Raw genomic sequence first — 25,834 nt, 5'->3', positions numbered from 1 at the left:
ACCGCGGGCGGGCCGGTGCGGCGGCCGGGAATAGCGAAGGGCGCGCTCCCTGTTGTGCAGCACGTCAGCACAGGAGAGTGGAGAGGGAGTCCGTCGCATGGGTTCGACCATCTGCCCGAACCGGTCGCAGGCCGCCGACCTGGACTGGACCGTGCTGCCCGCGCCGAAGGCGGCAACGATTCGGGCGGCGGGCGAAGCGGTTGGTCGTCTATCCTCCGATTCGAGCGGGTCCGGTCTCGGTCCCGTCACAGCGTTGGAGGAGGTGGGTCCGGTCACTGGGACCGACGACGGCCACACGGAAGAGACGGCCGCCGAGCGCAACGCGCGGTTCGAGCGGGACGCTCTCGGCTACCTCGACCAGATGTACTCGGCCGCCCTGCGCATGACGCGTAATCCGGCCGACGCCGAGGATCTCGTACAGGAGACGTACGCGAAGGCCTACGGTTCGTTCCACCAGTTCCGTGAGGGCACGAACCTCAAGGCGTGGATGTACCGCATCCTCACGAACACCTTCATCAACTCGTACCGCAAGAAGCAGCGCGAACCGCAGCGCAGTGCCGCGGAGGAGATCGAGGACTGGCAGCTCGCCCGCGCCGAGTCGCACATGTCGACCGGGCTGCGCTCGGCCGAGTCCCAGGCGTTGGACCACCTGCCGGACTCCGACGTCAAGGAGGCCCTGCAGGCGATCCCCGAGGAGTTCCGCATCGCCGTCTATCTCGCCGACGTCGAGGGCTTTGCGTACAAGGAGATCGCGGACATCATGGGGACACCCATCGGCACGGTGATGTCCCGACTGCACCGTGGCCGCCGCCAGCTGCGCGGCATGCTCGAGGACTACGCCCGTGAGCGCGGGCTCGTTCCCGCGGGCGCCGGGGAGTCGACGAACGATCGGAAAGGCGCGGGCTCATGAGCTGCGGAGAGCCGCACGAGACTGACTGCGCGGAGGTACTCGACCACCTGTACGAGTTCCTCGACCGTGAGATGCCCGACGCCGACTGCACCAAGTTCGAGCTGCACTTCGAGGAGTGCTCGCCGTGCCTGGAGAAGTACGGCCTCGAGCAGGCGGTGAAGAAGCTCGTCAAGCGCTGCTGCGGCCATGACGACGTGCCCGTGGACCTGCGTGCCAAGGTCATGGGGCGGATCGAGCTCATCAGGGCCGGCGAGGCCGTGCCGGACCACGACGTGACGGCCGGTCCGGCGGACGTGCCGAGTCCGGCCGAGTAGCCGTCCGGCGGAAGCGTGATCAGGGGCGAGACCGTGGGGTCCCGCCCCTTGGCCGTACCCGGGCGCGGTGCTCTTCCGCGCGCAGCACGGGCAGATGAACGCGTCTGTCACCCGATGGTGCCAATCAGCCGCAACCGAACGTCCCGATGTGGACGACTCGCTAGCCTGACGCTCTGTTCGGGGGCTGCCGAGGAGGCTGACAGCGGGTGAGACGCATTCCGGGAGCGGCGCGCGCGTACGTCCTGTGCGCGGTGACGGGTGCCGGAGCGTGCGCCCTGCCCGCCGTGCTCCCGGGGGCGGACACGCCCTGGACCACCGTGGCGCTGCTGGCCGGGCTCTACGCCCTGTGCGAGGCGCCGGGGCGCTGCCCCTTCCTGGGGCGGACGCTCGGCGGGTCCGTACCGGTCGGTGCCGGATCGTTCTTCCCCGTCCTGCTCGCCGCCGCGCTGCTGCTGCCACCCGCCGGGGCCGCGCTCGCCGCGGTGCCCGGGGCGCTGCTCGCCCGCGTGGAACAGCGTCCGGGAGGCGTCCGGCGCCTCTGGCGGGCGGCACGGGTCACCCTGGCGGCGGCGGCCGCTTCCGGAGCGGCGGCCCTGTGCGGCGGTCCCTCCGCCCTCGCGGGCCCCGCCCTCCCGTACGCGCTGGTTCCCGCCGCGGCCTCCGCGCTGACGTTCTCCCTCGTCGTGGTCGCGCTCGACGGTGGCATCCTCGCCACCGCCGAGCGGGTGCCGGTACGGGCCGCCTGGCGGGGTCTGCCGGCGGCCTCGCTCGGCCCGCACCTGGTGCACGGGCTCGCGGGGCTGATGATGGCGGTGCTCTGGCGGAGCCCCTACGGACCGCCGGCCGCGCTCCTCGTGCTGCTGCCCATGTACATCTCGTGCTGGGTCTTCGCGCAGTACCACCGCGAGCAGGGCGCCCACCGCTCCACCATCCGCGCCCTCGTCCAGGCCGTCGACATCAAGGACCGTTACACCCGCGGGCACAGCGAGCGGGTGGGCCGGGCGAGCGTGCTCATCGCGCGCGAGCTGGGCATGGACGACGAGCGGCTCGAAGTGCTCCGCTTCGCGGGCATCCTCCACGATGTGGGCAAGCTCGGCGTGCCCACCCGCGTGCTCCGCAAGGACGGCCCCCTGACCCCCGAGGAACGCCGGGTGATCGAGCTCCACCCCGAGTACGGGCACGAGATCGTCCGCGGCATCGGCTTCCTCGGCGAGGCCCGCGCGGCGATCCTCCACCACCACGAGAGGCTCGACGGCACCGGCTACCCGTACGGACTCGCCGGCCGCCAGATCCCCGAGGTCGCCAGGGTCGTCGCCGTCGCGGACGCCTTCGACGCCATGACCTCGACGCGTTCGTACAGCAGGGCGCGGCCCGTACCCACGGCTGTCGAGGAGCTCCAGCGGTGCGCGGGCACCCAGTTCGACCCCAGGATGGTCCGCGCCCTCGTCCGCGCCCTGGACCGCCACGGCTGGGAGACCTCCGTCACGGCGGACGAGCCGGCCGTGCCCGCCCAGCCGCCCCGCGGGCGGGCCGGACTCCCGGACCGGCAGAAGGCGGCACCCGCCGTCCCGCACCGGAGGGGCGGGTGAGGGCCCGGGTGCCCGGCGTCGTCACCGCGGCGCACGCGTCGGCCGCCGTGCTCGCCGCCGTCGGGCTCGGGTGGACGGGTTGGCACGGCGTCGCGGAACCCGTCGTCGCCCTGGCGTTCGGGACGCTCGTCGCGCTGGGCGAACTCGCCCGCTGGGGAGCCCCGCCGGGCGAGCGGGAACCGGCCCCTCTCGGTGCCGCGGGCGCGCTCGCCTACGCCCTGCTCGCGGAGAACGCCGGCGAGGCCACCACACAGGGCGTCCCGCAGGTCGTCGCCGTCGTCACGGCCGGCGCGCTCGCCGGTGCGGTGCCGCACGTCGCCCGGGGCCGGGGGCCGGCGCTCGACCATGTGGCCCGCAGAGTGATCACGGTCACGTTCGCCGCGGTCTGCTTCCAGCCCCTCCACGGTCCGGGCGGGCCCGTGGAGGGGCTCGCCGCAGGTCCCGGTCACGTCCTGCCGATACTGCTCGTACTGGCGCTCACGGCCCTGTGCGACGCCGTGCTCGCGGCCCGGATGGTGCGTGCACGGACCGGCTACCCCTTCGGGCCGCTGCTGCGGGAGGAACTGCGCTCGCTCCCCGGCATCGGCTCCGCCGTCTGTGCGACCGGCGCCGTCATGGCGCTCGGCACGGCCGTCGCCGGACTCTGGGCGCTGCCGGTGTTCTGTCTGCCGCTGCTGCTCGCGCAGTTGTCGTTCCGGCGGTTCGCGGCGGTCCGTACGACGTACCGGCAGACCATCGCCTCACTCGCACGGGCGACCGAGATCGCCGGCTACACCCCCCACGGGCACGCGCGCCGGGTCGCGGCCCTGAGCGCGGCGGTCGGCCGTGAGCTGGGGCTCTCCGGGCCGGACCTGACCGTCCTGGAGTACGCGGCGCTGATGCACGACATCGGCCAGCTCTCCCTGGTGGACCCCGTACCGGACGGGGCGACCGCCCTGCTGCCCGCGCAGGAGCAGCGCAGGATCGCCCTGCTGGGCGGTGCCGTCGTCCGCCAGACCGGGGTTCCGCGGGCCGTCGCGGTGGTGGTGGAACGGCAGGCAGACCCGTACCGCGAGCAGCCGCTGCCCGCCCGTATCGTCCGTACCGTCAACGCGTACGACGATCTCACCGGTGACGGTGCGGGGAGCGCGCTCGCCGCACTGGAGCGGCTCCGGCTGGGAACCGCGCACGACTACCAGCCGGAGGTCGTGGAGTCCCTGGCCCGTGTGCTGTCGCGCGGGGGTCTCGGTCCCGCTCAGCCTGGGTAACCCATGGGTAATGAGCGGGCGTCCGACCGGGCATGGTTGGATGCGAAAGAAGGACCACTGGGAGACAGCGGCACACAGACGCTGAGGCAATGTCCGGGGGCAATGACCCGAGCGACCGGCAGGCGGGAATCGTGAGGATCTTCGGGAAGGTACGGCATCGGCCCTCCGCCTCTTGGCGGCAGGCCACCGACCGCGCGTTCACGCTGATCGGCGACGGCCGGTACGAGGACGCGGGCGCGCTGCTGACGCGCGCGGCGGATCTGGAGCCCTGGCTCTCCGAGTCCTGGTTCAACCTGGCTCTCCTCCACAAGTTCCGCCACGACTGGGAGCAGGCCCGCGCGGCGGGCCTGCGGGCCGTCGCCCTGCTGGACAAGGAGACGGGTGCCCCCGACTGGTGGAACGTGGGGATCGCCGCCACGGCCCTGCAGGACTGGCCGCTGGCCCGGCGTGCCTGGCAGGCCTACGGGCTGAAGGTGCCCGGCGGCCCCCGGGCCGCGGGCGGTGGGGAGCCGGTCGGCATGGAGCTGGGCAGTGCCGCCGTGCGGCTGTCGCCCGAGGGCGAGGCCGAAGTCGTGTGGGGCCGCAGGCTCGACCCCGCGCGGATAGAGGTGCTGTCGATCCCGCTGCCGTCGTCCGGCCGGCGCTGGGGCGAGGTCGTCCTCCACGACGGAGTACCGCACGGCGAACGCACCACCGCCGCGGGAAACAGCTTCCCCGTCTTCGACGAGATCGAGCTCTGGGCGCCCTCGCCCGTGCCGACCTGGGTGGTGCTGCTGGAGGCGGCGACCGAGGAGGACCGGGACGCGCTGGAGCAGCTGGCCGCCGACGCCGGATTCGCGGCCGAGGACTGGTCCTCGTCGGTGCGGCTGCTCTGCCGGGCCTGCTCCGAGGGCGTGATGCCGAGTGCCGAGGGGGACGGGGAGCACCTGGACCCGCACGACCACAGCGAGCCGGGCCATCCTGGTCCGCTGGGCCACCGCACGGCCGGTGAGCTGTGGGTGCCGGAGCGGGAGTGCGGAATCGCCGCCCCCGCCGCGCTCGTACGGGGTCTCCTCGACGGCTGGGTGGCGGACAGCCCCGACAGCCGCGAGTGGCGCGATCTTGAGGAAGTCTGCTGACCACTGTCGCCGGGCCGTAGGCTGTACGGGTCATCGAGACGGTTTTGAGGAAGGCTTACGGCGGAAATGGCGCAGCAGGAGACGGACGAGCAGATCAACGACGGCTTCGTCGTCGACACGGAGGACTGCGAGGAGCGCGAGCGGGCGTACCGTGAGCGGGGCAGTGCCCGTCCCATCACCGTCGTCGGCAACCCGGTCCTCCACAAGGAGTGCCAGGACGTCACCGAGTTCGACGACAAGCTCGCGGCGCTGATCGACGACATGTTCGCCAGCCAGCGGGCGGCCGAGGGCGTGGGTCTGGCCGCCAACCAGATCGGCGTGGACCTCAAGGTCTTCGTCTACGACTGCCCGGACGACGAGGGCGCGCGCCACGTGGGCGTCGTGTGCAACCCGGTGCTGCAGGAGCTGCCGCCGGAGCGCCGGGTCCTCGACGACTCCAACGAGGGCTGCCTGTCGGTCCCGACGGCGTACGCGTCGCTCGCCCGCCCGGACTACGCCGAGGTGCACGGCCAGGACGCCGAGGGCAAGCCGATCAAGGTGCGCGGTACCGGCTACTTCGCACGCTGCCTGCAGCACGAGACGGACCACCTCTACGGCCGGCTCTACATCGACCGGCTGTCGAAGCGGGACCGCAAGGACGCGCTGCGGCAGATGGCGGAGGGCACACCGCGCTACGAGACGGTGCCCAACGACTGACCCGCTCCCGACGGCCATTCCGGTGCGTCGGGGGGCTTGCCGGGTCCCCGTCCGCACTCGCGTGCGCCCTCGCCCGGCAGGCCCGCAACCACGGCTTCGACGGCGTCCTCGGCCCCGGCTGCCCGGGCCACGTGACCACACCCACGTCGACCACCGCGCGAGCCGCTTCTGGTCGGCGTCCGGCTGCGGGATCCGAACGACGGGCTCGGGGCGACGGCGACGCGGGCGGGTGCCCGGACCGATCCGCGGTCCGGGCACCCGCCCGCGCACACCCGGCTCCGCCGGGCGTCGTCCTCAGAACTCCTCGTCAGAACTCCTCGTCGAGATCGACCGTGCCCTCCACGGCGACCTGGTACGCCGACGGCCGGCGCTCGAAGAAGTTCGTCAGTTCCTGCACGCCCTGCAGCTCCATGAAGGAGAAGGGGTTCCGGGAACCGAACACCGGGGCGAAGCCGAGCCGGGTCAGCCGCTGGTCGGCGACGCACTCCAGGTACTCGCGCATCGACTGGGTGTTCATTCCCGGCAGACCGTCGCCGCACAGGTCGCGGGCGAACTGCAGCTCCGCCTCGACCGCCTCCTTCAGCATGTCCGTGACCTGCTGCCCGAGCGCGTCGTCGAAGAGCTCCGGCTCCTCCTTGCGGACCGTGTCCACGACCTCGAACGCGAAGTTCATGTGCATGGTCTCGTCCCGGAAGACCCAGTTCGTCCCGGTCGCCAGTCCGTGCAGCAGACCCCGCGAACGGAACCAGTACACATAGGCGAAGGCCCCGTAGAAGAACAGCCCCTCGATGCAGGCCGCGAAGCAGATCAGGTTCAGCAGGAAGCGGCGGCGGTCGGTCTGCGTCTCCAGCCGGTCGATCTTCTCGACCGAGTCCATCCACCGGAAGCAGAACTGGGCCTTCTCCCGGATCGACGGGATGTTCTCCACCGCGGCGAAGGCCGCGGCGCGGTCTTCGGGATCGGGCAGATAGGTGTCCAGCAGGGTCAGATAGAACTGGACGTGCACGGCCTCCTCGAAGAGCTGCCGCGACAGGTACAGGCGCGCCTCGGGGGAGTTGATGTGCTTGTACAGCGTCAGCACGAGGTTGTTCGCGACGATCGAGTCGCCGGTCGCGAAGAAGGCGACCAGGCGGCCGATCAGGTGCTGCTCGCCCGGGGTCAGCTTGGCGAGGTCGGCGACGTCCGAGTGGAGGTCGACCTCCTCCACCGTCCAGGTGTTCTTGATGGCGTCCCGGTAGCGGTCGTAGAAGTCCGGGTAGCGCATCGGGCGCAGCGTCAGCTCGAAGCCCGGGTCGAGCAGGTTCTTGGCGTTCATAGCAGCCGGCGCGGGGCGCCGTCCTCCAGTGGTGGTGTGCGGATGCGGGGCGGAGTTACTGGCAGGCCTCGCAGGACTCCGGGTTCTCCAGGGAGCAGGCGACGGCGTCGGGGTCGGCCGCCTGCTGGACGGGGATGGTGGCGGCGGCCGGCGCCGCGCCCGAGGCGGCGCGGGCGATCCGGGTCGCGGGGCGGGAGCGCAGGTAGTACGTGGTCTTCAGGCCCTGCTTCCACGCGTACGCGTACATCGAGGAGAGCTTGCCGATGGTCGGCGTCTCCATGAACAGGTTCAGCGACTGGGACTGGTCGAGGAACGGGGTGCGCGCCGCCGCCATGTCGATCAGGCCGCGCTGGGGGATCTCCCAGGCGGTGCGGTACAGCGCCCGGACCTCCGCCGGGATCCAGTTCAGGCCCTGCACCGAGCCGCCCGAGTCGCGCAGCGCCTCACGCGTCTGGGCGTCCCACACGCCGAGCTTCTTCAGGTCGTCCACCAGGTAGGAGTTGACCTGGAGGAACTCGCCCGAGAGGGTCTCGCGCTTGAAGAGGTTGGAGACCTGCGGCTCGATGCACTCGTACACACCGGCGATCGACGCGATCGTCGCCGTCGGCGCGATCGCGAGGAGGAGCGAGTTGCGCATGCCGGTGGCGGCGACGCGCTCGCGCAGCGCGGCCCAGCGCTCCGGCCAGGCGAGTTCCGCGTCGTAGTGGTCGGGGTGCAGCACCCCGCGTGCGGTGCGGGTCCGCTCCCAGGCGGGGAGGGGCCCGTTGCGCTCCGCGAGGTCGCAGGACGCCTCGTAGGCGGCCAGCATGATCCGCTCCGCGATCCGCGTCGACAGGGCCTTCGCCTCGGCGGAGTCGAAGGGCAGCCGCAGCCTGAAGAAGACGTCCTGGAGGCCCATGGCGCCGAGGCCCACCGGGCGCCACTTGGCATTGGAGCGGCCGGCCTGCTCGGTGGGGTAGAAGTTGATGTCGACGACCCGGTCGAGGAAGGTGACGGCGGTGCGGACGGTGTCGTCCAGCCGCTCCCAGTCGATCACGTCCCCGCCGTCGGCGGCGTCCTGCACCACGAACGCGCCGAGGTTGACCGAGCCGAGGTTGCAGACGGCGGTCTCGCCGTCGTCGGTGACCTCGATGATCTCGGTGCAGAGGTTGGAGGAGTGGACGACGGTGCCGGGCTCCGCGGTCTGGTTGGCGGTGCGGTTGGAGGCGTCCTTGAAGGTCATCCAGCCGTTTCCGGTCTGGGCGAGGGTGCGCATCATGCGCCCGTAGAGCTCACGGGCGGGGATGGTGCGGCGGGCGAGTCCGGCGGCCTCCGCCCTGCGGTAGGCGGCGTCGAAGTCGTCGCCCCACAGGTCCACGAGGTCGGGCACGTCGGCGGGGGAGAACAGCGACCAGTCGGCGTCGGCGTTCACCCGGCGCATGAACTCGTCGGGGATCCAGTGCGCCAGGTTGAGGTTGTGCGTGCGGCGCGCCTCCTCGCCGGTGTTGTCGCGCAGCTCCAGGAACTCCTCGATGTCCGCGTGCCACGTCTCCAGGTAGACACAGGCCGCGCCCTTGCGCCGACCGCCCTGGTTGACGGCCGCCACCGACGAGTCCAGCGTGCGCAGGAAGGGCACGATGCCGTTGGAGTGCCCGTTGGTGCCGCGGATGAGCGAACCGCGGGAGCGGATGCGGGAGTACGACAGCCCGATGCCGCCGGCGTGCTTCGAGAGCCGTGCGACCTGGTGGTAGCGCTCGTAGATGGAGTCCAACTCGTCCAGCGGCGAGTCCAGCAGGTAGCAGGACGACATCTGGGGGTGCCGGGTGCCGGAGTTGAAGAGCGTGGGGGAGGACGGCAGGTAGTCGAGGCGGCTCATCAGCCCGTAGAGGGAGGCCACTTCGTCCAGGGCGCGCAGGGAGTCGTCCTCGGCGAGACCGCAGGCGACGCGCAGCATGAAGTACTGCGGGGTCTCGATGACCTCGCGGGTGATGGGGTGCCGGAGCAGGTAGCGGCTGTAGAGGGTGCGCAGGCCGAAGTAGCCGAAGCGGTCGTCGGCGGCCGGGTCGACCAGCGAGTCGAGGCGCCGGGCGTGGGCCTGGACGAACGCGGCCGTGCGGTCCGCGATCAGCCCCTCGCGGCTTCCCACGGCGATGGAGGCGGAGAACGCGGTCGCTCCCTGCCCGGCGGCCTCCTCCGCGATGGTGAGGGTGAGCAGCCGGGCCGCGAGCCGGGAGTACGCCGGGTCCTCGGAGATCAGGCCGGCGGCCGCCTCCGTGGCCAGTTCGCGCAGTTCGGCCTCGTCCGAGCCCGCGTGCCGGCCCCGGAGGGCGGCGGCGGCGACCCGGCCGGGGTCGGCGTCGGGCAGGTCCGCGGTGAGCTCGGTCAGGGTCCGCAGGAGCGCGGTGCCTGGTCCGTCGGCGAGCTGCGCTGAAGCAGGATCGGGCGGCGCGATGGTCACGGGGTGCTCTCCCTCGCTCGGTTGGGGGCCGGCGGGGCAGGGGCACGGACGCACACCCGGGCAGGGCGGACCGCGTCCACCGGCCTTTTCCGCGAGGCCCGGACGTCTGGGCACCCGGGCCGGAGGGTCCGGGCGCACCGTCGGCAGGTCCTCGGACTCACGGGCGTACGAGGACCTGGATCAGGCCCGCGCACACCGTCACACCGTTGCGGGACAGTTCCGGATTCCCACCGGATTCCCCTGCGGCGACAGCGAGCATGAGCATACATGTGGGGGCGGTGAGTTGCGGAACCCCCCACATGTTGTGTCGTGACCGCTCGAGGCCCGGGCACGGAGACGGGCGGACACGGACGCCCGTCCGGTCCGGGTGTCCGTACGGAGCCGGGCCGCGCCACGGTGCCGTCAGGGCAGCGTGCCCCGCGGGTAAGGCGACGGGCCTCCGCGTTCCCCGGCGGGGAACGCGGAGGCCCGTGTGCGGCCTTCGGCGCGGACGCTCAGCAGCAGCGGAACCCCTTGCGGGGGTCGGCCTCCCGCTCGTCCATGCGGCAGCGTTCGAACTCGCGGCGGGACATGACCTCCGCGTCGGGGTCGTGCGACCGTGCATGGGCCACGTAACGGTCGTACACCGACTCGCCCGAGACCTCGCGCACGTACCAGCGGATCCAGTTCACCGCCCGCCGTACTCCGCCCACCGCAGTCATGGCTCCCACGGTACTCACGCCTTGCCGCTGCCCGCGGCCTCGGAGTCCGCGGCGCCGGCCGACTCGGGGGCCGGGGCGCCGGCGCCGACCGCCGCGAGCTCCGCCTTCTCCTCCCTGGTGGCGAACAGCCCGGCGGGCGCGACCAGTTTGGACTCGACGTACGGGACCTCGGCGAGCCGGACGGTCTCCGGCTTGCTGACCGCCTTGAGGCAGACCCGGCCGGCGTCGGCCAGGACCACCACGATGAGCAGGGCGAACAGTGCGCAGAGCACCCCGTCGACGGTGGAGTTGGTGACGATGGTGTGCATGTCGTCCATCGACTTCGCCGGAGCCAGCACCTCGCCGGAGTCGATGCCCGCCTGGTACTTGTCGCGCTGGGCGAAGAAGCCCACCTTCGGGTCGCCGGAGAAGATCTTCTGCCAGCTGGCGGTGAGGGTGACGGTGGCGTCCCAGGCGAGCGGGACGGCCGTGACCCACGCCCACTTGAGACGTCCGGACTTCACCAGCAGCGTGGTGCAGACGGCCAGGGCGACGGCCGCCAGGAGCTGGTTGGCGATGCCGAAGAGCGGGAAGAGCTGGTTGATTCCACCGAGCGGGTCGTGCACGCCGACCCAGAGGAAGTAACCCCAGCCGCCGACGACGACCGCGCTCGCGAACCAGACGCCCGGCTTCCAACTGACCTGCTTCATCGGCTTGTAGAAGTTGCCCAGCGTGTCCTGGAGCATGAAGCGGCCCACCCGGGTGCCCGCGTCGACCGTGGTGAGGATGAAGAGCGCCTCGAACATGATCGCGAAGTGGTACCAGAACGCCTTCAGCCCGGCGCCGCCGATGACCGCGGAGAAGATCTCCGACATGCCGAGCGCGAAGGTCGGCGCGCCACCGGTGCGGGAGAGCAGTGTCGCCTCCTCCACGTCCTTCGCGGCCTGCGACAGCTGCTCGGGGGTGACGGTGAAGCCGAGGTTTGCGACCGCCTGGGAGGCGGAGTCCACCGTGGTGCCGATGACCCCCGCGGGGGAGTTGATCGCGAAGAACAGCCCCGGGTCGAGGATGCAGGCGCAGATCATGGCCATCACTGCCACGAACGACTCGGTCAGCATCGCGCCGTAGCCGATCATCCGGATCTGCGTCTCCTTCTGGATCATCTTCGGGGTGGTGCCCGAGGAGACCAGGGAGTGGAAGCCGGAGAGGGCGCCGCACGCGATGGTGATGAAGACGAACGGGAACAGCGAGCCGGCGAACACCGGTCCCTGGCCGTTGCCCGCGAACTCGGTGACGGCCGGCATCTTCAGCGTCGGCAGCGCGACGACCACGCCCAGCGCGAGCAGCACGATGGTGCCCACCTTCATGAAGGTGGAGAGGTAGTCGCGCGGCGCCAGGAGCAGCCAGACCGGGAGCACGGAGGCCAGGAATCCGTAGATCACCATCCAGATGACCAGGGTGCCCGGCTCCAGGGTGAAGAAGCCCGCCAGGGAGGAGTCGGCGACCCAGCCGCCCGCGATGATCGCGAGCAGCAACAGCGCGACGCCGACGACCGAGACCTCGGTGACCCTGCCCGGCCGCAGTGTCCGCAGGTAGACGCCCATGAACAGGGCGATCGGGATCGTCATGCCGATGGAGAAGACGCCCCACGGCGAGTGCGCCAGGGCGTTGACGATCACCAGCGCCAGCACCGCCAGCAGGATGATCATGATGGCGAAGACGGCGATCAGGGCCGCGACGCCGCCGAAGGGCCCGATCTCGTCCCGCGCCATCTGGCCGAGCGAACGGCCGTCACGGCGGGTGGAGAAGAACAGCGTGACCATGTCCTGGACGGCACCGGCGAAGATCACGCCGACGATGATCCAGATCGTACCCGGGAGGTAGCCCATCTGGGCGGCGAGGATCGGGCCGACCAGTGGTCCGGCTCCGGCGATCGCCGCGAAGTGGTGGCCGAAGAGCACCCGCCGGTCGGTCGGGTGGAAGTCGACACCGTTGTCGAGCCGTTCCGCGGGGGTGGCGCGGGTCCTGTCGGCCTTGAGGACGCGGTACTGGATGAAGCGCGCGTAGAACCGGTAGCCGATGGCGTACGAGCCGAGCGCGGCCGCCAGCATCCAGACGGCGGAGACCTCCTCGCCCCGCGAGAGGGCGAGCACGCTCCAGCCGGACGCGCCCACCAGTGCGACGAGGACCCAGACTGCGATGGACCGCGGAGTGGTTCTCCGCCGGGTTGTGTTCGATGGTGCCGGCTCGGCCATGGTGTGGCTCCCGTCCCGTCGTGATCACCTGTAACGCGCAGGCAATCTAGGCGACCGTTCCGCCAGCGTCACCCCCGGCTCACATATCGGTACGGCAACGACTGGTGCGAGGAGCGAGGACCCGACGAGTCCCGCAGGCCGCCGCCCCGAGGGCGGCCGGCCCGCGGGGCGGATCGCAGCGGCTTCCAGCGGTGCCCGTGCGGGCGGGGCGTTCAGCCCGCCTCGGGCCGCTGCAGCCTGGCCACGAACTTGTAGCGGTCGCCGCGGTAGACCGATCGGACCCACTCCACGGGCTCGCCGCCGGCGTCCAGCGAGTGCCGGGAGAGCATCAGCATCGGCAGACCGACGTCCGTGCCGAGCAGGCCCGCCTCGCGAGGGGTTGCCAGCGAGGTCTCGATCGTCTCCTCGGCCTCGGCGAGGTGGACGTCGTACACCTCGGACAGCGCGGTGTAGAGCGAGGTGTACTTCACCAGCGACCGCCGTAGCGCGGGGAAGCGCTTCGCCGACAGGTGCGTGGTCTCGATCGCCATCGGTTCGCCGCTCGCCAGCCGGAGGCGCTCGATGCGCAGGACGCGTCCGCCGGGTGCGATGTCCAGCAGTCCGGCGAGCGTGTCGTCGGCCGTCACGTAGCCGATGTCCAGCAGTTGCGACGTGGGCTCCAGGCCCTGCGCCTTCATGTCCTCGGTGTACGAGGTCAGCTGGAGGGCCTGGGAGACCTTGGGCTTGGCGACGAACGTGCCCTTGCCCTGGATGCGTTCCAGCCGCCCCTCGACGACGAGTTCCTGGAGCGCCTGACGCACCGTCGTGCGCGAGGTGTCGAACTCGGCGGCGAGCGTGCGCTCCGGCGGGACGGGCGTGCCGGGCGGCAGCGTCTCCGTCATGTCCAGCAAGTGCCTCTTGAGGCGGTAGTACTTGGGCACGCGCGCGGTCCGGGTCGCCGTCCCGTTCTCCGGCTCGGTGCCGGCCCCGTCCGTGGCCATGGCCTGCCTTCCCGACTCGTGTGGTGCTGCCGTCACCGGCTCCTCCGTTGCTTGCGGCTCACATGGTGGCACGGTCCGGTCACGGGTCGTCGCCCTCCCTCAGGTGTCGGTCCGATAACGGACACGACAGCCCTTCTTATACACCCTTGACACCCCTAAAGGTCTAGGCCAAGCTCCCGGGTACTGGTCTAAACCATTAAAGACCAAGTCCCAGCCCCACGAGCAGTACTCGGCGTATGGCTCCGTATGTCCTCGCGGTGGGCGGGGGGTTGCAGCATCCCTGAGGAGGGTGGCGTGAAGCGCAAGCTCATCGCGGCGATCGGCGTCGCGGGCATGATGGTCGGCCTTGCCGCGTGTGGTGACGGCGACAAGGGCGGGGACAAGGCCGGGGCGGACGTCAAGGAGCTCACCGTCTGGCTGACGGTCGACGCCCAGAACAACTGGCCCGAGCTGGTGAAGGCGGCCGACGACGCGGTCGTGAAGAAGCACCCCGGCATCAAGATCAAGCACGAGTACTACGGCTGGCCGGACAAGAACGCCAAGCTCGACGCCGTCCTCGCCACCGACAAGGCCCCCGACGTCGTCGAGATGGGCAACACCGAGATGCTCGGCTACATGGTCAAGGGCGCCTTCGCCGAGGTCGACCCGGAGCAGTTCGACCAGTCCGACGCCTGGCTCGACGGCCTCAGGGAGTCCGTCACCTACGACGGCAAGACCTACGGCGTCCCGTACTACGCCGGTGGCCGTGTCGGCACCTGGCGCAAGGACATCGCCGCCGAGGTCGGAGTGACGGCCCCCCCGAAGACGTACGCCGAGCTGACCGCGGCCCTCGACAAGATCCAGAAGAAGAAGGGCGCCAAGTTCAGCGCCTGGTACCAGCCTTCGCCCGACTGGTACGCCGCGATGTCCTTCGTCTACGGCGCCGGCGGCTCCATCGCCGAGAACGAGGGCGGCCGGTGGAAGGCCAACCTCTCCTCGCCCGAGTCCATCAAGGGCCTCAACGAGTACAAGTCCATCCTCGACAAGTACATGCACGGCGACAAGACGAAGGACGAGTCCGACCGCCACATCGTGTTCGGCCAGGGCAACGCGGCCGCCATCTTCGGTGCGGCGTGGGAGGGCGGCGCGGCGGCGGCCCCGGAGACGGACAAGGTCGGCAAGCTCGCCGACAAGCTCGAGACCTTCGTGATGCCCGGCCCGTCCGGTCAGCCGCTCCCCGTCTTCCTCGGCGGCTCCGACCTCGCCATCCCGGTCAAGTCCGAGGCGCAGGGCGTCGCCGCCGAGTGGATCAACGCCTTCACCGGCGCCCAGGGCCAGAAGGGCCTGCTCGCCAAGGGCAACCTGCCCAACAACAAGACGGATCTGGCGACCCTGAAGAACGACCCGAAGACGGTCGTGCCGGCCACGGCCGCCGAGTCCAACTGGTTCGTCCCGATGGCACCGGGCTGGGGCCAGGTGGAGAAGGCCCAGACCCTGAAGACGATGCTCCAGGAGATCGGCACCGGCAAGAAGTCGGTCGAGGAGGCCGCGAAGGCGGCCGACGAGGCGATCGACGAGGTCATCAACACCAAGTGACCTTCCGGCAGGGCCCCGTCGCCGACGACGGGGCCCTGCTCCCGTACGAGGAGAGGGACCGCTGGGAGCGCCGATGAGTGCCGCAGACACAACCACTGCCAAGGTGCCGCCGACGCGGCCGTCAACAGTCCCGGGTGCCGGTGGGGGGTCCGGGGGAGCGGGAAGGCCGGCCGTGCGGCGGCGCGCGGGCGGCGGGGCCGCGCTCCCGTGGACCCTGCTCGCCCCCTGCCTGCTCGTCCTGCTGCTGGTCCTCGGCTATCCGCTGGCCCGGCTGGTCACCCTCTCGTTCCAGAAGTTCGGGCAGCCGCAGCTGTGGGGCTTCCAGGAGCCCGAGTCGGTCGGCTTCGCCAACTTCGCCAAGATCCTCGGGGACGGGGAGTTCTGGGCCGTCGTCGTCCGGACGATCGTCTTCGCCGGCGGCGCGGTGATCCTCACCATGGTCCTCGGCATGCTCACAGCCCTGCTGCTGCAGCGGGTGTCCGGCTGGGTGAAGACGCTGATCAACATCGCGCTCGTGGCCGGCTGGGGCATGCCCATCATCGTCGCCACCGCCATCTTCAAATGGCTGTTCGACACCGACTACGGAGTCCTCAACTGGCTGCTCAGCAGGCTGCCGGGCGTCGACATGATCGGGCACAACTGGTTCGCCAGCGGCCCCCAGGGCCTCGCCGTCATCATGCTGCTCGTCGTCTGGGGCGCCGTGCCCTTCGTGGTCATCACGCTCAGCGCGGGACTCACCCAGGTGCCCAAGGAGCTCGAGGAGGCCGCCCGGCTCGACGGCGCCGGCTCGTGGGGCGTCTTCCGCTACGTCACCCTGCCGGTCCTCAAGCCCATCATCGTGATGCTCACGACGCTCTCGGTCATCTGGGACATGGGCGTGTTCCCGCAGGTCTTCGTGATGCGGGGCGGCCGTCCGGAGGCCGAGTTCCAGCTGCTGACGACGTACTCGTACGACAAGGCCTTCGTGGTCAACGACTACGGCGGCGGCTCGGCGATCGCCCTGGTCACGGTCGTCCTGCTGCTCGGCGTGGTCGCCGTCTACATGCGCCAGATGCTCAAGATCGGAGAAGTCGAGTGAGCGCCGTGGCCAAGAGCGCCGCCCTGAGCCGCCCCGGGAGGTCCGGCCGCGGCAGGCTCGGTTGGAACCTGCTCGGTCTGCTGGTCTTCGTCGCCGCCGGCTTCCCCGTCTACTGGATGCTGAACACGGCCTTCAAGCCCGCGAAGGACGCGATCGACCCGGACCCGCACTTCTTCCCCGGGACGTTCACCCTGGAGAACTTCTCGCGGGCCTTCGACATCGCCGACTTCTGGGGGCCGGTCGGCCGCAGCCTCGTCGTCTCGCTGGCCGTGGTGCTCATCGGCATCGTGGTCGGCATGCTGGCGGCGCTCGCGATCTCGCGCTTCGCCTTCCGCGGCCGCAAGATCGTGATCGTGGGCATCCTGGCCGTCCAGATGGTCCCACTGGTCGCGATGATCATCCCGGTCTTCCTGCTCCTGAACGACCTGGGCCAGTACGACCGGCTCACCGGCCTGATCATCACGTACCTCACCTTCATCCTCCCCTTCACGGTGTGGACGCTGCGCGGGTTCATCGTCAACATCCCCAGGGAACTGGAGGAGGCGGCGATGGTCGACGGCTGCACCCGTGCCGGCGCCTTCGTGCGGGTGGTCTTCCCGCTGCTCGCCCCGGGCATGGTGGCCACGTCCGTCTACGGCTTCATCCAGGCGTGGAACGAGTACCTGTACGCCCTGATGCTGATGAGTCAGCAGAACCAGACCGCCACCGTCTGGCTCGGCAACTTCACCACCAAGCACGGCACCGAGTACGCGCCGATGATGGCCGGCGCCACGATGATGGCCGTCCCCATCGTGATCCTCTTCCTCCTCGTCCAGCGCAAGATGGCCGCGGGTCTGACGGCCGGCGCAGTGAAGGGATGACGCCTTTCATGACAACGCTCGTGGACCGCACCGACACGCTCACCCGTGACGCCCTCACCGTGCTGCAGCCCGGCTTCGTCGGCACCACAGCCCCCGACTGGCTGCTGCGCAGGATCGGTGAAGGGCTCTCCTCCGTCGGGCTGTTCGGCCGCAACATCGCCTCGCCCGGCCAGCTCAAGGCCCTCACCGCCCGGTTGCGGGCGGAGCGCGAGGACGTCCTCGTCGCGATCGACGAGGAGGGCGGCGACGTCACGCGGCTGGAGGTCCGCACCGGTTCCTCCTTCCCCGGCAACTACGCGCTCGGGTCGGTGGACGACGTCGGGCTGACCCGGGAGGTGGCCGCGGAACTCGGCCGCCGGCTCGCCGAGTGCGGGGTGGACCTCAACTGGGCCCCGTCGGCCGATGTCAACTCGAACTCTGACAATCCGGTCATCGGGGTGCGTTCCTTCGGATCCGACCCCACCCTGGTGGCCCGGCACACCGCCGCGTATGTCCGTGGCCTCCAGTCCGCGGGAGTCGCTGCGTGTACCAAGCATTTTCCGGGACATGGTGACACCGCCGTCGATTCGCACCACGCCCTGCCGCGGATCGATGTGGAGTTGGCCACTCTGCACTCCCGTGAGCTGCAGCCTTTCCGAGCGGCCATCTCGGCGGGTTCCAAGTCCGTCATGAGCGCGCATATCCTGCTACCCGCGCTCGACCGGGATCGCCCGGCGACCCTGAGCCCGCAGGTCCTCACCGGACTGCTGCGCCAGGAGCTGGGCTACGACGGACTGATCGTCACCGACGGCATGGAGATGCAGGCGATCTCCGCGGTCCACGGAATCGAGCGCGGCAGTGTCCTCGCGATCGCCGCCGGTGCCGACGCGATCTGTGTCGGCGGCGGCCTGGCCGACGAGGACACCGTGCTGCGGCTGCGCGACGCGCTGGTCACCGCGGTGCGCAAGGGCGAGCTGCCCGAGGAACGACTGGCCGACGCGGCCGCGCGGGTGCGTGCGCTCGCGGACTGGACCAGGGGGGCCAGGGGGGCGGCATCGGAGCCGGGCGCGGCTTCACAGGAGGGGACCGCGCCCGGCGCCGAGATCGGCCTGACGGCCGCGCGCCGGGCCGTGCGCGTGACGGTGGGGGACCACCCCCGTGAACCGCTGACCACCGCGCCGTACGTCGCCGCGTTCACGCCCGTGGCCAACATCGCCGTCGGTGACGAGACCCCGTGGGGCGTCGCGGCGGAACTGGCCCGCCTGCTTCCCGGTACGGAGACCGGCACGTACGCGGACGCCGCCGTCGACGACGTCCTCATGGCGGCCGGTGGACGGCGCATCGTGGCCGTCGTCCGCGACGCCCACCGCCACCCCTGGATGTCGCAGTCCCTGGACGCCCTCGTCGCCGCCCGCCCCGACACCATCGTCGTCGAGATGGGGCTGAACGCCGCCCCTCCCCGGGGGGCCCTCCACGTGGCCACTCACGGCGCGGCCCGGGTCTGCGGGATCGCCGCGGCGGAGGCCGTCACCGCCACCTGAGGACCACGCGCCCGGCGGCCCCGCGGGGTGTGTCCGACGGCCGGACGGGGCGGCGTACCGTTCCCGTCCGCCCACCGGATCCGAGGGCCCGGACGCCCCGGCGACCGGACACCGGAGGAGGACGGCCGCACACCGGCCGTCGAGCCCGGTCGCGAATACGGCTGTGCCGGGGCCGCCCGATCGACGGGCGGCCCCGGCACAGCCGTTCGTGTGCGCGGTGGCCGACGGCCGGTGCGCGGGGGTGCCCTTCCCCGCCCCGGCCTCGGCTCCGCGCCCGCCTCGGCCCCGGGCTGCCCGGCGCGGGGCGGGCCCGTGCTACAGCCCCTGCCAGGCGGGCTTGTTCGCATACGTGTGGCGGAAGTAGTGCGCCAGCTTCAGCTTCGACGCCGCGGCCTCGTCGACCACCACCGTCGCGTGCGGGTGCAGCTGCAGTGCCGAGGCGGGGCACACGGCCGCGACGGGGCCCTCCACGCTGGTCGCGACCGCCTCGGCCTTGCCCTCCCCGGTGGCCAGCAGCACCAGGTGCCGGGCATCGAGGATCGTCCCGATGCCCTGGGTGATGACGTGGTGCGGCACCTGCTCGATGTCGCCGTCGAAGAAGCGCGCGTTGTCCACGCGCGTCTGCTCGGTCAGCGTCTTGATCCTCGTTCGCGAGGCGAGCGAGGAGCAGGGCTCGTTGAAGCCGATGTGCCCGTCAGTGCCGATCCCCAGCAGCTGCAGGTCGACACCGCCCGCCGTCGCCAGCGCCGCGTCGTACGCCGCGCAGGCGGCCTGGACGTCGTCCGCGCCGCCGTCCGGACCCATGAACGCGTCCGGGCTCAGCCCGAGCGGCTCCACGACCTCGCGCAGCACCACGGAGCGGTACGACTCGGGGTGCCGGGCGGGCAGCCCCACGTACTCGTCGAGCTGTGCTATCCGGGCCCGGGAGACGTCCACGGCCCCGGCCCGGACCTCCGCGGCCAGCGCCTCGTAGACGGGCAGCGGTGTCGAACCCGTGGCCACCCCGAGCAGTGCGTCGGGCTTGCGGCGGAGCAGTTCCGCAATGCCCCGCGCGATGAGTTCCCCGCCTGCCTTGGCGTCCTTGACGATGACAACTTCCACGCTGGGCCTGCCGATCGATTGAAAGGTCATGTGGTATAGACCAATCTAGCAGAACGGGGTGACGCCCCGGTGAATCCCGGCCGAAGGAGGTGCGGTTCCCCGTGGTCGGCGACATCGCCCCGGTGATCGCGGTGGTGGCGGACGGCCGTGGTGGCCAGGCGCTGCAGCCGGTGCTCGAACGGTCGCTCGGCCGCGGCGCCGACCTCTTCGTCGTCGAGTCGAAGCCGCAGGTCGAGGCGGCCTCGGCGGGCTTCGCGCTGCCCATCGCGGGGTGGCGGAGGAGGTCCAGCCGATGCTGGAGATCCTTCCGCTCCGGTCGCCGGCCCGCGAGGTGGCACATCGCCCGCGGTCAGGACCCCGGCGCCCCGCGGGCCCTGGCCAAGGTCACCGAGACGCGCTGACCCGTGCTCCGCGGGGTCCGGGCCGCCGTCGGTCCGCACGCCGGGGTTCCGGCCGCGTTCCGGCCCCTGAAAGACCCGCGGGCCGCGGCGCCGGGACGGGACCCTCAACCCGTCCGGCACCGCAGCCCGGAGTTGCCCGGCCGGCGGGTGTGCGGTCCCGGTCGGCCGTGTGGAGGCCCGCGGCGCAGTCAGGGCAGAGAGCGCCGGGTCCTCGGTCCACCCTCCTGTGCGGGGAGGGCGGAGGTCTTCTGTTGTCCACCGTCCGGACCACGGTCCGGCACGGCGGTGCCATTGTGGACTAGACCATTCTGCCCTGTCCATCCGTCTGCGCACACACTTTTCCGCGCCCATCCTCCCCTACGGAGGCCCGTCCCGTCAGGTTCTCACCAAAGGTACGCTCACAACGTGCCCTCCATGAACGACCTCGTACGCCAGCACACCGCTCTGAGCGAGTCCGACCTCGAGTGGCTGCACCTGCTGGTCTCGGAGTGGCAGCTGCTCTCCGACCTCTCCTTCGCGGACCTCGTCCTCTGGGTCCCCACCCTGGACGGCACACGCTACGTCTCCGTCGCCCAGATGCGGCCGAACACGGGCCCCACCTCCTACCAGGACGACATGGTCGGCCACCTGGTTCCCCGAGGCCGCCGTCCGCTGCTCGACGCCGCGCTCGACGAGGGGCGCATCGTGCGCGAGGGCGATCCCGAGTGGCGCGAGGAGGTGCCGGTCCGGGTCGAGTCGATCCCGGTCCGGCGCGACGGCCGGGTCCTCGGAGTGATCGCGCGCAACACCAACCTGCTGACGGTGCGCACCCCGAGCCGGCTCGAGCTGACCTATCTGCAGTCCGCCTCCGACCTCGCCCAGATGATCGCCGCCGGTGCGTTCCCGTTCCCCGAACAGCAGGTCGACATGGACGCCTCACCGCGCGCGGGCGACGGGTTGATCCGCCTCGACGCCGACGGTGTCGTGCAGTACGCGTCCCCGAACGCCCTGTCCGCGTACCACCGGCTCGGCCTCGCCGCCGATCTGGTCGGGCAGCACCTGGGCCAGATCACTGCCGAACTCGCGCCGTCCCGGGGCCCCGTCGACGAGGCCCTGGTCAAGCTTGCCAGCGGCTACGCGCCCCGGGAGACCGAAGTGGAGGGCAACGGGGGAGTCATCCAGCTCCGTGCCATCCCGCTGAAGCCCAAGGGCACCCGCATCGGCTCCCTCGTACTGCTCCGCGACGTCACCGAACTCCGCCGCCGCGAACGCGAGTTGATCACCAAGGACGCCACCATCCGGGAGATCCACCACCGGGTGAAGAACAACCTCCAGACGGTCGCGGCGCTGCTGCGCCTCCAGGCCCGGCGGATGGACTCCGTGCGCGGCCGGGAGGCCCTCAACGAGGCGGTCCGGCGCGTCGGCTCCATCGCCATCGTCCACGAGACGCTGTCCCAGAACCTGGACGAGCGGGTCGAGTTCGACGAGATCGCCGACCGGGTGCTCGCCATGGTGGCGGAGATCTCGCCCGGCAAGGTCGAGTGCAGGCGCAGCGGCCGCTGCGGGATCCTCGACGCCGAGGTCGCCACGCCGCTCTCCATGGTCCTCACCGAAGTGCTGCAGAACGCGCTGGAGCACGCCTTCGCCCCGGGGGAGCACGGCACGGTCGAGGTGTCGGCGGTGCGCGGCGGTCCCCGCTCGGCCGAACGGCTGCTGATCACGGTGGAGGACGACGGCCGGGGGCTGCCTGCGGACTTCGACCCGCAGACGGCGGGCAACCTGGGACTCCAGATCGTCAGGACCCTGGTGGAGGGGGAGTTGGGCGGCACCTTCGACATGAAACCGGCCACCGGGCGGGGGACCCGGGTCGTCCTCGACATTCCCGTGCAGAGCGAGAAGTAGCCGGCGCACCGCCCCAAGAGGCTTCCCCCGCGGTCACGCCGCGGCCGGGACGGGGCGCGGGCTCCCGGGCCCTCCCCGTGCAAGGCAGCGAGCCCCGCGTGCAAAGCAGCGAGCCCCGGACCGTTCGTGATGGTCCGGGGCTCGAAAGCTTCGGGATACTGCTGCGCGCTGCGGCTCGGGGGCGGTGAATGCGTACTCGCCGTACGCGCCGCCGGGCTCAGGCTGTTAGCAGGGGGCCGTCAGGCGCTTGCGTTGCGCGCCCGGTTGCGGGCGGCGCGGCGCTTCATCGCGCGGCGCTCGTCCTCGCTGAGGCCACCCCAGACGCCGGAGTCCTGGCCGGACTCGAGCGCCCACTGCAGGCACTGCTCCATGACGGGGCAGCGACGGCAGACGGCCTTGGCTTCCTCGATCTGCAGCAGCGCAGGACCGGTGTTGCCGATGGGGAAGAACAGCTCGGGGTCTTCCTCGCGGCAAACGGCGTTGTGACGCCAGTCCATGGCTGCTACCTCTCTTGGTTTTACGTGCAGGTTGCTTGTGAATGTGAACGCTTTCACGAATCCCCCCGCAAGTGAAGGGCCGACGCCCAGATGAACTGGTTGCGGTCCAGGTTGAGGAGGGGTTCTGGCTCTCCGTGGAGGCCGGTCCTGCGGGCCGTCCCGATCGCCATGTAGAGATTCGCAAACCTCGGCGGCGGATACAACCCCTTCCGGAAAGTTTTTTTTGATTCCTCGGTGTCGACTAGGTCACAGCCGTACTTCCATGGGGTGGACCCGCGCCTAAACGTTCGAGTGGAAGGACTTTTGCCCCTTCCGCTCACACAATCACACGCAGTGCACGGCGTACGCCTGTGAACGTCACGCTGCTGCGCAGTCCGAGGTGGTCGCCGTCCATCTGGAAGGGCAGCGCCACCTTCGAATGCAAGGTGAAGTCCGTGAGGTCGTGAAAAGAGGCCACGTGCTTGCCGCGAGGGCCGCGATCCGGGGTCGAGGTGAGCAACTGGGTCGCGTAGCGGGCCAGGGCGGCGGTCGAGAGCCGGCTCAGGCCGAGTACGTCCAGGGCGCTGTCGAAGGACGCCGCCGGAGCCGCGTACACCGGACGGTTCCCCAGATACGTCCAGGGAGAGGTGTTGCAGACGATGGACAGCACCAGATCGCGCACGGGGTCCGCCCCGGGGCGTTCCAGGGTGATCGCGCCGCTGCGGCGGTGCGGGTCGGCGAGGAACTGCCGTGCCGCCTGGCGTATGTAGAGGGAGTGCGTGGAGATCCTGCCGCGCTCCCGCTGCTGCTCGACCCGGCCGACGACCCCGGCGTCGAAGCCGAAGCCGGCACAGAACGTGAACCAGCGCGGCGGAACGCCCTCGTCCGGGGTGTCCGGCGTACCGGCCGCCGTGCCGAGGCCGACCGTGCGGCCGCTGCCCGTCTCCAAGGCGTCCAGGATCGCTCCGGTGGCCTCCACGGCGTCGTTCGGCAGCCCGAGGGCGCGGGCGAAGACGTTCGTGGAGCCGCCCGGGACGACGGCGAGGCGCGGCAGGGCGTCCGGGTCGGGGCCCGCGTGCAGCAGTCCGTTCACGACCTCGTTGACCGTGCCGTCGCCGCCCAGTGCCACGACCAGGTCGATGTCGTCGGAGTCGGCGGCGCGGCGGCCGAGGTCGCGGGCGTGGCCGCGGTACTCGGTGGTGACGGCCTCCAGCTTCATCTCGCTCGCGAGGGCGTGGATGAGCACGTCACGGGTGCGGGCACTGGTGGTGGTTGCCGCCGGATTGACCACGAGGAGTGCGCGCATGGCCGCCAGCGTACCTACCAAGGGGTACGCGGCCCAGTCCGGGGCGAGCGGCCCCGATACCGCCCGTCCCGCGGGGCGCACCGGGCCCGGGGCTACCCTGCAGGGGTGAGCAGTGCTGAGCAGACCCCTGAGACCTCCCCCGGTGCATCCGCGAAGCGGCCCGGCCGGCTGACCGCGGCGGCCGCCCTGTGCGGGCTGGAGGCCCTGGCCCTGTTCGCCGGCGGCCTCTACATGCTGGTCTCGGGCCTGACCGGTGCCCCGGAGAGCACGTCCCAGGCCGAGACGGGCGGAGTGACGCTGATCGCGCTTGGCGTCATCCCCCTGCTCGCGGCGCGCGGACTGCTGCTCGGGCGCAGCTGGAGCCGTGGGCCCGCGATCATCACCCAGATCATGGCGCTGCCGGTGGCCTGGACCCTGCTCCGCTCCTCGGGCGCACTGATCCCCGCGGGCATCGTGCTGGCGGTCGTGGCCGTCACCTCGCTGGTGCTGCTGCTCGACCCGCGCACGACGGAGGCGCTGGGCATCCGCGGCCGCGCATAGCCTCCGGCGGTCGGGGGAGGCGTACGTACGCCCGTCCGGAACCGCCGGAGGGTCACTCCTCGACCAGGAGCTTTTCGCGGAGCTGTGCGAGCGTGCGGGCCAGGAGGCGGGAGACGTGCATCTGGGAGATGCCGACCTCCTGCGCGATCTGCGACTGCGTCATGTTGCCGAAGAAGCGAAGGAGCAGGATCCGCTTCTCCCGGGGCGGCAGGTCCTCCAGCAGCGGCTTCAGCGACTCGCGGTACTCGACGCCCTCCAGCGCCTCGTCCTCGGCGCCCAGGGTGTCCGCGACCGCCGGGGACTCGTCGTCGGTGTCCGGGACGTCCAGGGAGAGCGTCGAGTACGCGTTGGCGGACTCCAGGCCCTCCAGGACCTCCTCCTCGGAGATGCCGAGGCGCTCGGCGAGCTCGTGGACCGTGGGGGAGCGGCCGTGCTGCTGGGACAGCTCCGCCGTCGCCGTGGTCAGCGCGAGCCGCAGCTCCTGCAGCCGCCGCGGCACCCGCACCGCCCAGCCCTTGTCGCGGAAGTGCCGCTTGATCTCGCCCACGACGGTCGGCGTCGCGTACGTCGAGAACTCTACGCCCCGGTCCGGGTCGAACCGGTCCACGGACTTGATCAGCCCGATCGTCGCGACCTGGGTCAGGTCGTCGAGCGGCTCCCCGCGGTTGCGGAAGCGGCGGGCCAGGTGCTCCACCAGGGGCAGGTGCATCCGCACCAGCTGGTTCCGGAGCTCGGCGCGCTCGGGGGAGCCCTCCGGAAGTCTGCGCAGCGCGATGAACATCGAGCGCGCCTCGCTCCGGTCGTTCGGAGCGTGGTGCCCGTGTTCCTTGAGGTCGTGCTCGTGCTCGCTCATGGCCGCCCTCTGCCAGTGCTTCGCCTGGGAGGTACCCCCAGCCTGCTTCTGCTCCGCCGCGGCCGGGAGGCCGTCACGCTCGTCCACCGGGTGCGGCCTGGCCTGCTGCTCCGGGATGCCCGCCGGTGCGCCGCCCGGCTCCGCAGGAGCCGTGCGACCGCCGTTCGGCGTTCCGGGAGTCCGCTCCTCGTCGCGCACCGGACCGTCCCCGTCCCTCACGCCGGCCCGGGTCCCGCGCCGCGCTGTTTGTACAGGCTGATGGAGACCGTGCGGTCCTCCGCCACGGAGGAGTCGACCTTGCCGGCCAGTGCCGAGAGCACCGTCCAGGCGAAGGTGTCGCGCTCCGGGGCGCGACCGTCGGTCGTCGGGGCCGAGACCGTGACCTCCAGGGAATCGTCGACGAGCCGGAAGACGCAGCTGAGGACGGATCCGGGGACGGCCTGCTGCAGCAGGATCGCGCAGGCCTCGTCGACCGCGATGCGCAGGTCCTCGATCTCGTCGAGCGTGAAGTCCAAGCGCGCCGCGAGACCGGCCGTGGCCGTACGCAGCACGGACAGGTAGGCACCCGCAGCGGGCAGCCGGACTTCCACGAAGTCCTGAGTCCCGGGCTCGCCTGCGATCTGGGACACCCTCACCTCCAAGGTGGCACAAGGTCGATCGAGGCTCCGGAAGGGCGGTCCCGGAGCCGAGTACTGCGCGTCG

Annotated in this window: 22 protein-coding genes, 1 pseudogene and 1 riboswitch; of the genes and pseudogenes, 13 read left to right on the top strand and 10 right to left on the bottom strand. The window is 71.3% G+C overall.

Features of this window, described 5'->3' with window-relative positions:
* Positions 1-262 precede the first annotated feature (262 nt).
* The 6 genes from O7595_RS10540 to def all read left to right on the top strand — a co-directional run bounded on the left by O7595_RS10540 (position 263) and on the right by def (position 5,874).
* Positions 263-910 carry a sigma-70 family RNA polymerase sigma factor gene (locus O7595_RS10540; RefSeq protein ID WP_384076183.1) on the top strand — a complete coding sequence of 216 codons (648 nt, stop codon included), beginning with the start codon at positions 263-265 and terminating at the stop codon, positions 908-910.
* On the top strand, positions 907-1,224 hold the full coding sequence (rsrA, locus tag O7595_RS10535) for a mycothiol system anti-sigma-R factor (RefSeq protein ID WP_138053267.1): 318 nt from the start codon (positions 907-909) through the stop codon (positions 1,222-1,224). The genes O7595_RS10540 and rsrA overlap by 4 nt, the downstream gene beginning before the upstream one ends.
* Positions 1,225-1,430: 206 nt before the next feature.
* Positions 1,431-2,813, top strand: coding sequence for an HD-GYP domain-containing protein (locus O7595_RS10530; RefSeq protein WP_269728447.1), 1,383 nt, complete (start codon positions 1,431-1,433; stop codon positions 2,811-2,813).
* Positions 2,810-4,060 carry an HD-GYP domain-containing protein gene (locus tag O7595_RS10525; RefSeq protein ID WP_269728446.1) on the top strand — a complete coding sequence of 417 codons (1,251 nt, stop codon included), beginning with the start codon at positions 2,810-2,812 and terminating at the stop codon, positions 4,058-4,060. Before O7595_RS10530 ends, O7595_RS10525 begins: the two co-directional genes overlap by 4 nt.
* A gap of 131 nt (positions 4,061-4,191) precedes the next feature.
* On the top strand, positions 4,192-5,178 hold the full coding sequence (locus O7595_RS10520) for a tetratricopeptide repeat protein (RefSeq protein ID WP_269732447.1): 987 nt from the start codon (positions 4,192-4,194) through the stop codon (positions 5,176-5,178).
* Positions 5,179-5,244: 66 nt separating this feature from the next.
* Complete coding sequence (gene def, locus O7595_RS10515; RefSeq protein WP_269728445.1) at positions 5,245-5,874, top strand: peptide deformylase; 630 nt, start codon at positions 5,245-5,247, stop codon at positions 5,872-5,874.
* 307 nt (positions 5,875-6,181) lie between these two features.
* Here def and O7595_RS10510 read toward each other — a convergent pair whose 3' ends face one another.
* The 5 genes from O7595_RS10510 to O7595_RS10490 all read right to left on the bottom strand — a co-directional run bounded on the left by O7595_RS10510 (position 6,182) and on the right by O7595_RS10490 (position 13,541).
* Positions 6,182-7,189, bottom strand: coding sequence for a ribonucleotide-diphosphate reductase subunit beta (locus tag O7595_RS10510; RefSeq protein WP_269728444.1), 1,008 nt, complete (start codon positions 7,187-7,189; stop codon positions 6,182-6,184).
* Between the two features lie 55 nt (positions 7,190-7,244).
* The gene (locus tag O7595_RS10505; protein WP_269728443.1) at positions 7,245-9,626 is read right to left on the bottom strand and encodes a ribonucleoside-diphosphate reductase subunit alpha; all 2,382 of its coding nucleotides are present in this window, start codon (positions 9,624-9,626) and stop codon (positions 7,245-7,247) included.
* 125 nt (positions 9,627-9,751) lie between these two features.
* A riboswitch (cobalamin riboswitch) is annotated at positions 9,752-9,891 on the bottom strand.
* A gap of 229 nt (positions 9,892-10,120) precedes the next feature.
* Positions 10,121-10,327: a YbdD/YjiX family protein gene (locus O7595_RS10500; protein WP_269728442.1), complete on the bottom strand. Its 207-nt coding sequence runs from the start codon at positions 10,325-10,327 to the stop codon at positions 10,121-10,123.
* A gap of 14 nt (positions 10,328-10,341) precedes the next feature.
* Positions 10,342-12,561, bottom strand: a complete 2,220-nt coding sequence (locus O7595_RS10495) for a carbon starvation CstA family protein (RefSeq protein WP_269728441.1) — start codon at positions 12,559-12,561, stop codon at positions 10,342-10,344.
* Between the two features lie 212 nt (positions 12,562-12,773).
* On the bottom strand, positions 12,774-13,541 hold the full coding sequence (locus O7595_RS10490) for a GntR family transcriptional regulator (protein ID WP_269732446.1): 768 nt from the start codon (positions 13,539-13,541) through the stop codon (positions 12,774-12,776).
* 294 nt (positions 13,542-13,835) lie between these two features.
* Here O7595_RS10490 and O7595_RS10485 point away from each other — a divergent pair, with 294 nt between their 5' ends.
* The 4 genes from O7595_RS10485 (at position 13,836) to O7595_RS10470 (ending at position 18,574) form a co-directional block, all read left to right on the top strand.
* Complete coding sequence (locus O7595_RS10485; RefSeq protein ID WP_269728440.1) at positions 13,836-15,116, top strand: extracellular solute-binding protein; 1,281 nt, start codon at positions 13,836-13,838, stop codon at positions 15,114-15,116.
* A 73-nt stretch (positions 15,117-15,189) separates the two neighbouring features.
* Positions 15,190-16,194 (top strand): carbohydrate ABC transporter permease, encoded by a 1,005-nt coding sequence (locus O7595_RS10480; RefSeq protein WP_269728439.1) that lies wholly within the window; start codon positions 15,190-15,192, stop codon positions 16,192-16,194.
* Positions 16,191-17,054: a carbohydrate ABC transporter permease gene (locus O7595_RS10475; protein ID WP_269728438.1), complete on the top strand. Its 864-nt coding sequence runs from the start codon at positions 16,191-16,193 to the stop codon at positions 17,052-17,054. The genes O7595_RS10480 and O7595_RS10475 overlap by 4 nt, the downstream gene beginning before the upstream one ends.
* Positions 17,055-17,062: 8 nt before the next feature.
* A complete protein-coding gene (locus O7595_RS10470) occupies positions 17,063-18,574 on the top strand; it encodes a glycoside hydrolase family 3 protein (protein ID WP_269728437.1) in 1,512 nt (503 codons plus the stop codon).
* A gap of 315 nt (positions 18,575-18,889) precedes the next feature.
* On the opposite strand, the gene nagB is transcribed toward O7595_RS10470, so the two are convergent.
* Positions 18,890-19,675 carry a glucosamine-6-phosphate deaminase gene (gene nagB / locus O7595_RS10465; RefSeq protein ID WP_269732445.1) on the bottom strand — a complete coding sequence of 262 codons (786 nt, stop codon included), beginning with the start codon at positions 19,673-19,675 and terminating at the stop codon, positions 18,890-18,892.
* Between the two features lie 101 nt (positions 19,676-19,776).
* Between nagB and O7595_RS10460 the strand changes: the two are divergent.
* Both O7595_RS10460 and O7595_RS10455 read left to right on the top strand, forming a co-directional pair.
* Positions 19,777-20,076 (top strand): annotated as a pseudogene (locus tag O7595_RS10460) (SIS domain-containing protein); the annotation flags it as partial.
* Positions 20,077-20,490: 414 nt separating this feature from the next.
* Entirely contained in the window at positions 20,491-21,957 is a 1,467-nt protein-coding gene (locus O7595_RS10455) for a sensor histidine kinase (RefSeq protein WP_269728436.1), read from the top strand.
* 239 nt (positions 21,958-22,196) lie between these two features.
* On the opposite strand, the gene O7595_RS10450 is transcribed toward O7595_RS10455, so the two are convergent.
* On the bottom strand, positions 22,197-22,454 hold the full coding sequence (locus tag O7595_RS10450) for a WhiB family transcriptional regulator (RefSeq protein ID WP_003953983.1): 258 nt from the start codon (positions 22,452-22,454) through the stop codon (positions 22,197-22,199).
* Positions 22,455-22,770: 316 nt separating this feature from the next.
* A complete protein-coding gene (locus O7595_RS10445; protein WP_269728435.1) occupies positions 22,771-23,739 on the bottom strand; it encodes a diacylglycerol/lipid kinase family protein in 969 nt (322 codons plus the stop codon).
* A gap of 105 nt (positions 23,740-23,844) precedes the next feature.
* On the opposite strand from O7595_RS10445, the gene O7595_RS10440 reads away from it, so the two are divergent.
* Positions 23,845-24,279, top strand: coding sequence for a hypothetical protein (locus tag O7595_RS10440; RefSeq protein ID WP_269728434.1), 435 nt, complete (start codon positions 23,845-23,847; stop codon positions 24,277-24,279).
* Positions 24,280-24,331: 52 nt separating this feature from the next.
* Here the strand turns inward: O7595_RS10440 and O7595_RS10435 are convergent, their stop codons facing one another.
* Together O7595_RS10435 and O7595_RS10430 are read right to left on the bottom strand one after the other, a co-directional pair.
* The gene (locus O7595_RS10435) at positions 24,332-25,351 is read right to left on the bottom strand and encodes an RNA polymerase sigma factor SigF (RefSeq protein WP_269728433.1); all 1,020 of its coding nucleotides are present in this window, start codon (positions 25,349-25,351) and stop codon (positions 24,332-24,334) included.
* The gene (locus O7595_RS10430; protein ID WP_138053254.1) at positions 25,348-25,761 is read right to left on the bottom strand and encodes an anti-sigma regulatory factor; all 414 of its coding nucleotides are present in this window, start codon (positions 25,759-25,761) and stop codon (positions 25,348-25,350) included. The genes O7595_RS10435 and O7595_RS10430 overlap by 4 nt, the downstream gene beginning before the upstream one ends.
* Between the last annotated feature and the right edge of the window lie 73 nt (positions 25,762-25,834).

This window comes from Streptomyces sp. WMMC940 (assembly GCF_027460265.1).
Lineage (GTDB): Bacteria > Actinomycetota > Actinomycetes > Streptomycetales > Streptomycetaceae > Streptomyces.
Note: the sequence above shows the minus strand (reverse complement) of the source record. Positions and strands in the feature narration are given on the sequence as shown.

Excerpts from the sequence above, each read along its gene's own strand:
- O7595_RS10495 (WP_269728441.1), bottom strand. The coding sequence starts at position 12,561 with ATGGCCGAGCCGGCACCATCGAACACAACCCGGCGGAGAACCACTCCG.
- def (WP_269728445.1), top strand. The coding sequence starts at position 5,245 with ATGGCGCAGCAGGAGACGGACGAGCAGATCAACGACGGCTTCGTCGTC.
- O7595_RS10480 (WP_269728439.1), top strand. The coding sequence starts at position 15,190 with ATGAGTGCCGCAGACACAACCACTGCCAAGGTGCCGCCGACGCGGCCG.
- O7595_RS10490 (WP_269732446.1), bottom strand. The coding sequence starts at position 13,541 with ATGGCCACGGACGGGGCCGGCACCGAGCCGGAGAACGGGACGGCGACC.
- O7595_RS10455 (WP_269728436.1), top strand. The coding sequence starts at position 20,491 with ATGAACGACCTCGTACGCCAGCACACCGCTCTGAGCGAGTCCGACCTC.
- O7595_RS10470 (WP_269728437.1), top strand. The coding sequence starts at position 17,063 with ATGACAACGCTCGTGGACCGCACCGACACGCTCACCCGTGACGCCCTC.
- rsrA (WP_138053267.1), top strand. The coding sequence starts at position 907 with ATGAGCTGCGGAGAGCCGCACGAGACTGACTGCGCGGAGGTACTCGAC.
- O7595_RS10450 (WP_003953983.1), bottom strand. The coding sequence starts at position 22,454 with ATGGACTGGCGTCACAACGCCGTTTGCCGCGAGGAAGACCCCGAGCTG.
- O7595_RS10445 (WP_269728435.1), bottom strand. The coding sequence starts at position 23,739 with ATGCGCGCACTCCTCGTGGTCAATCCGGCGGCAACCACCACCAGTGCC.
- O7595_RS10500 (WP_269728442.1), bottom strand. The coding sequence starts at position 10,327 with ATGACTGCGGTGGGCGGAGTACGGCGGGCGGTGAACTGGATCCGCTGG.
- O7595_RS10510 (WP_269728444.1), bottom strand. The coding sequence starts at position 7,189 with ATGAACGCCAAGAACCTGCTCGACCCGGGCTTCGAGCTGACGCTGCGC.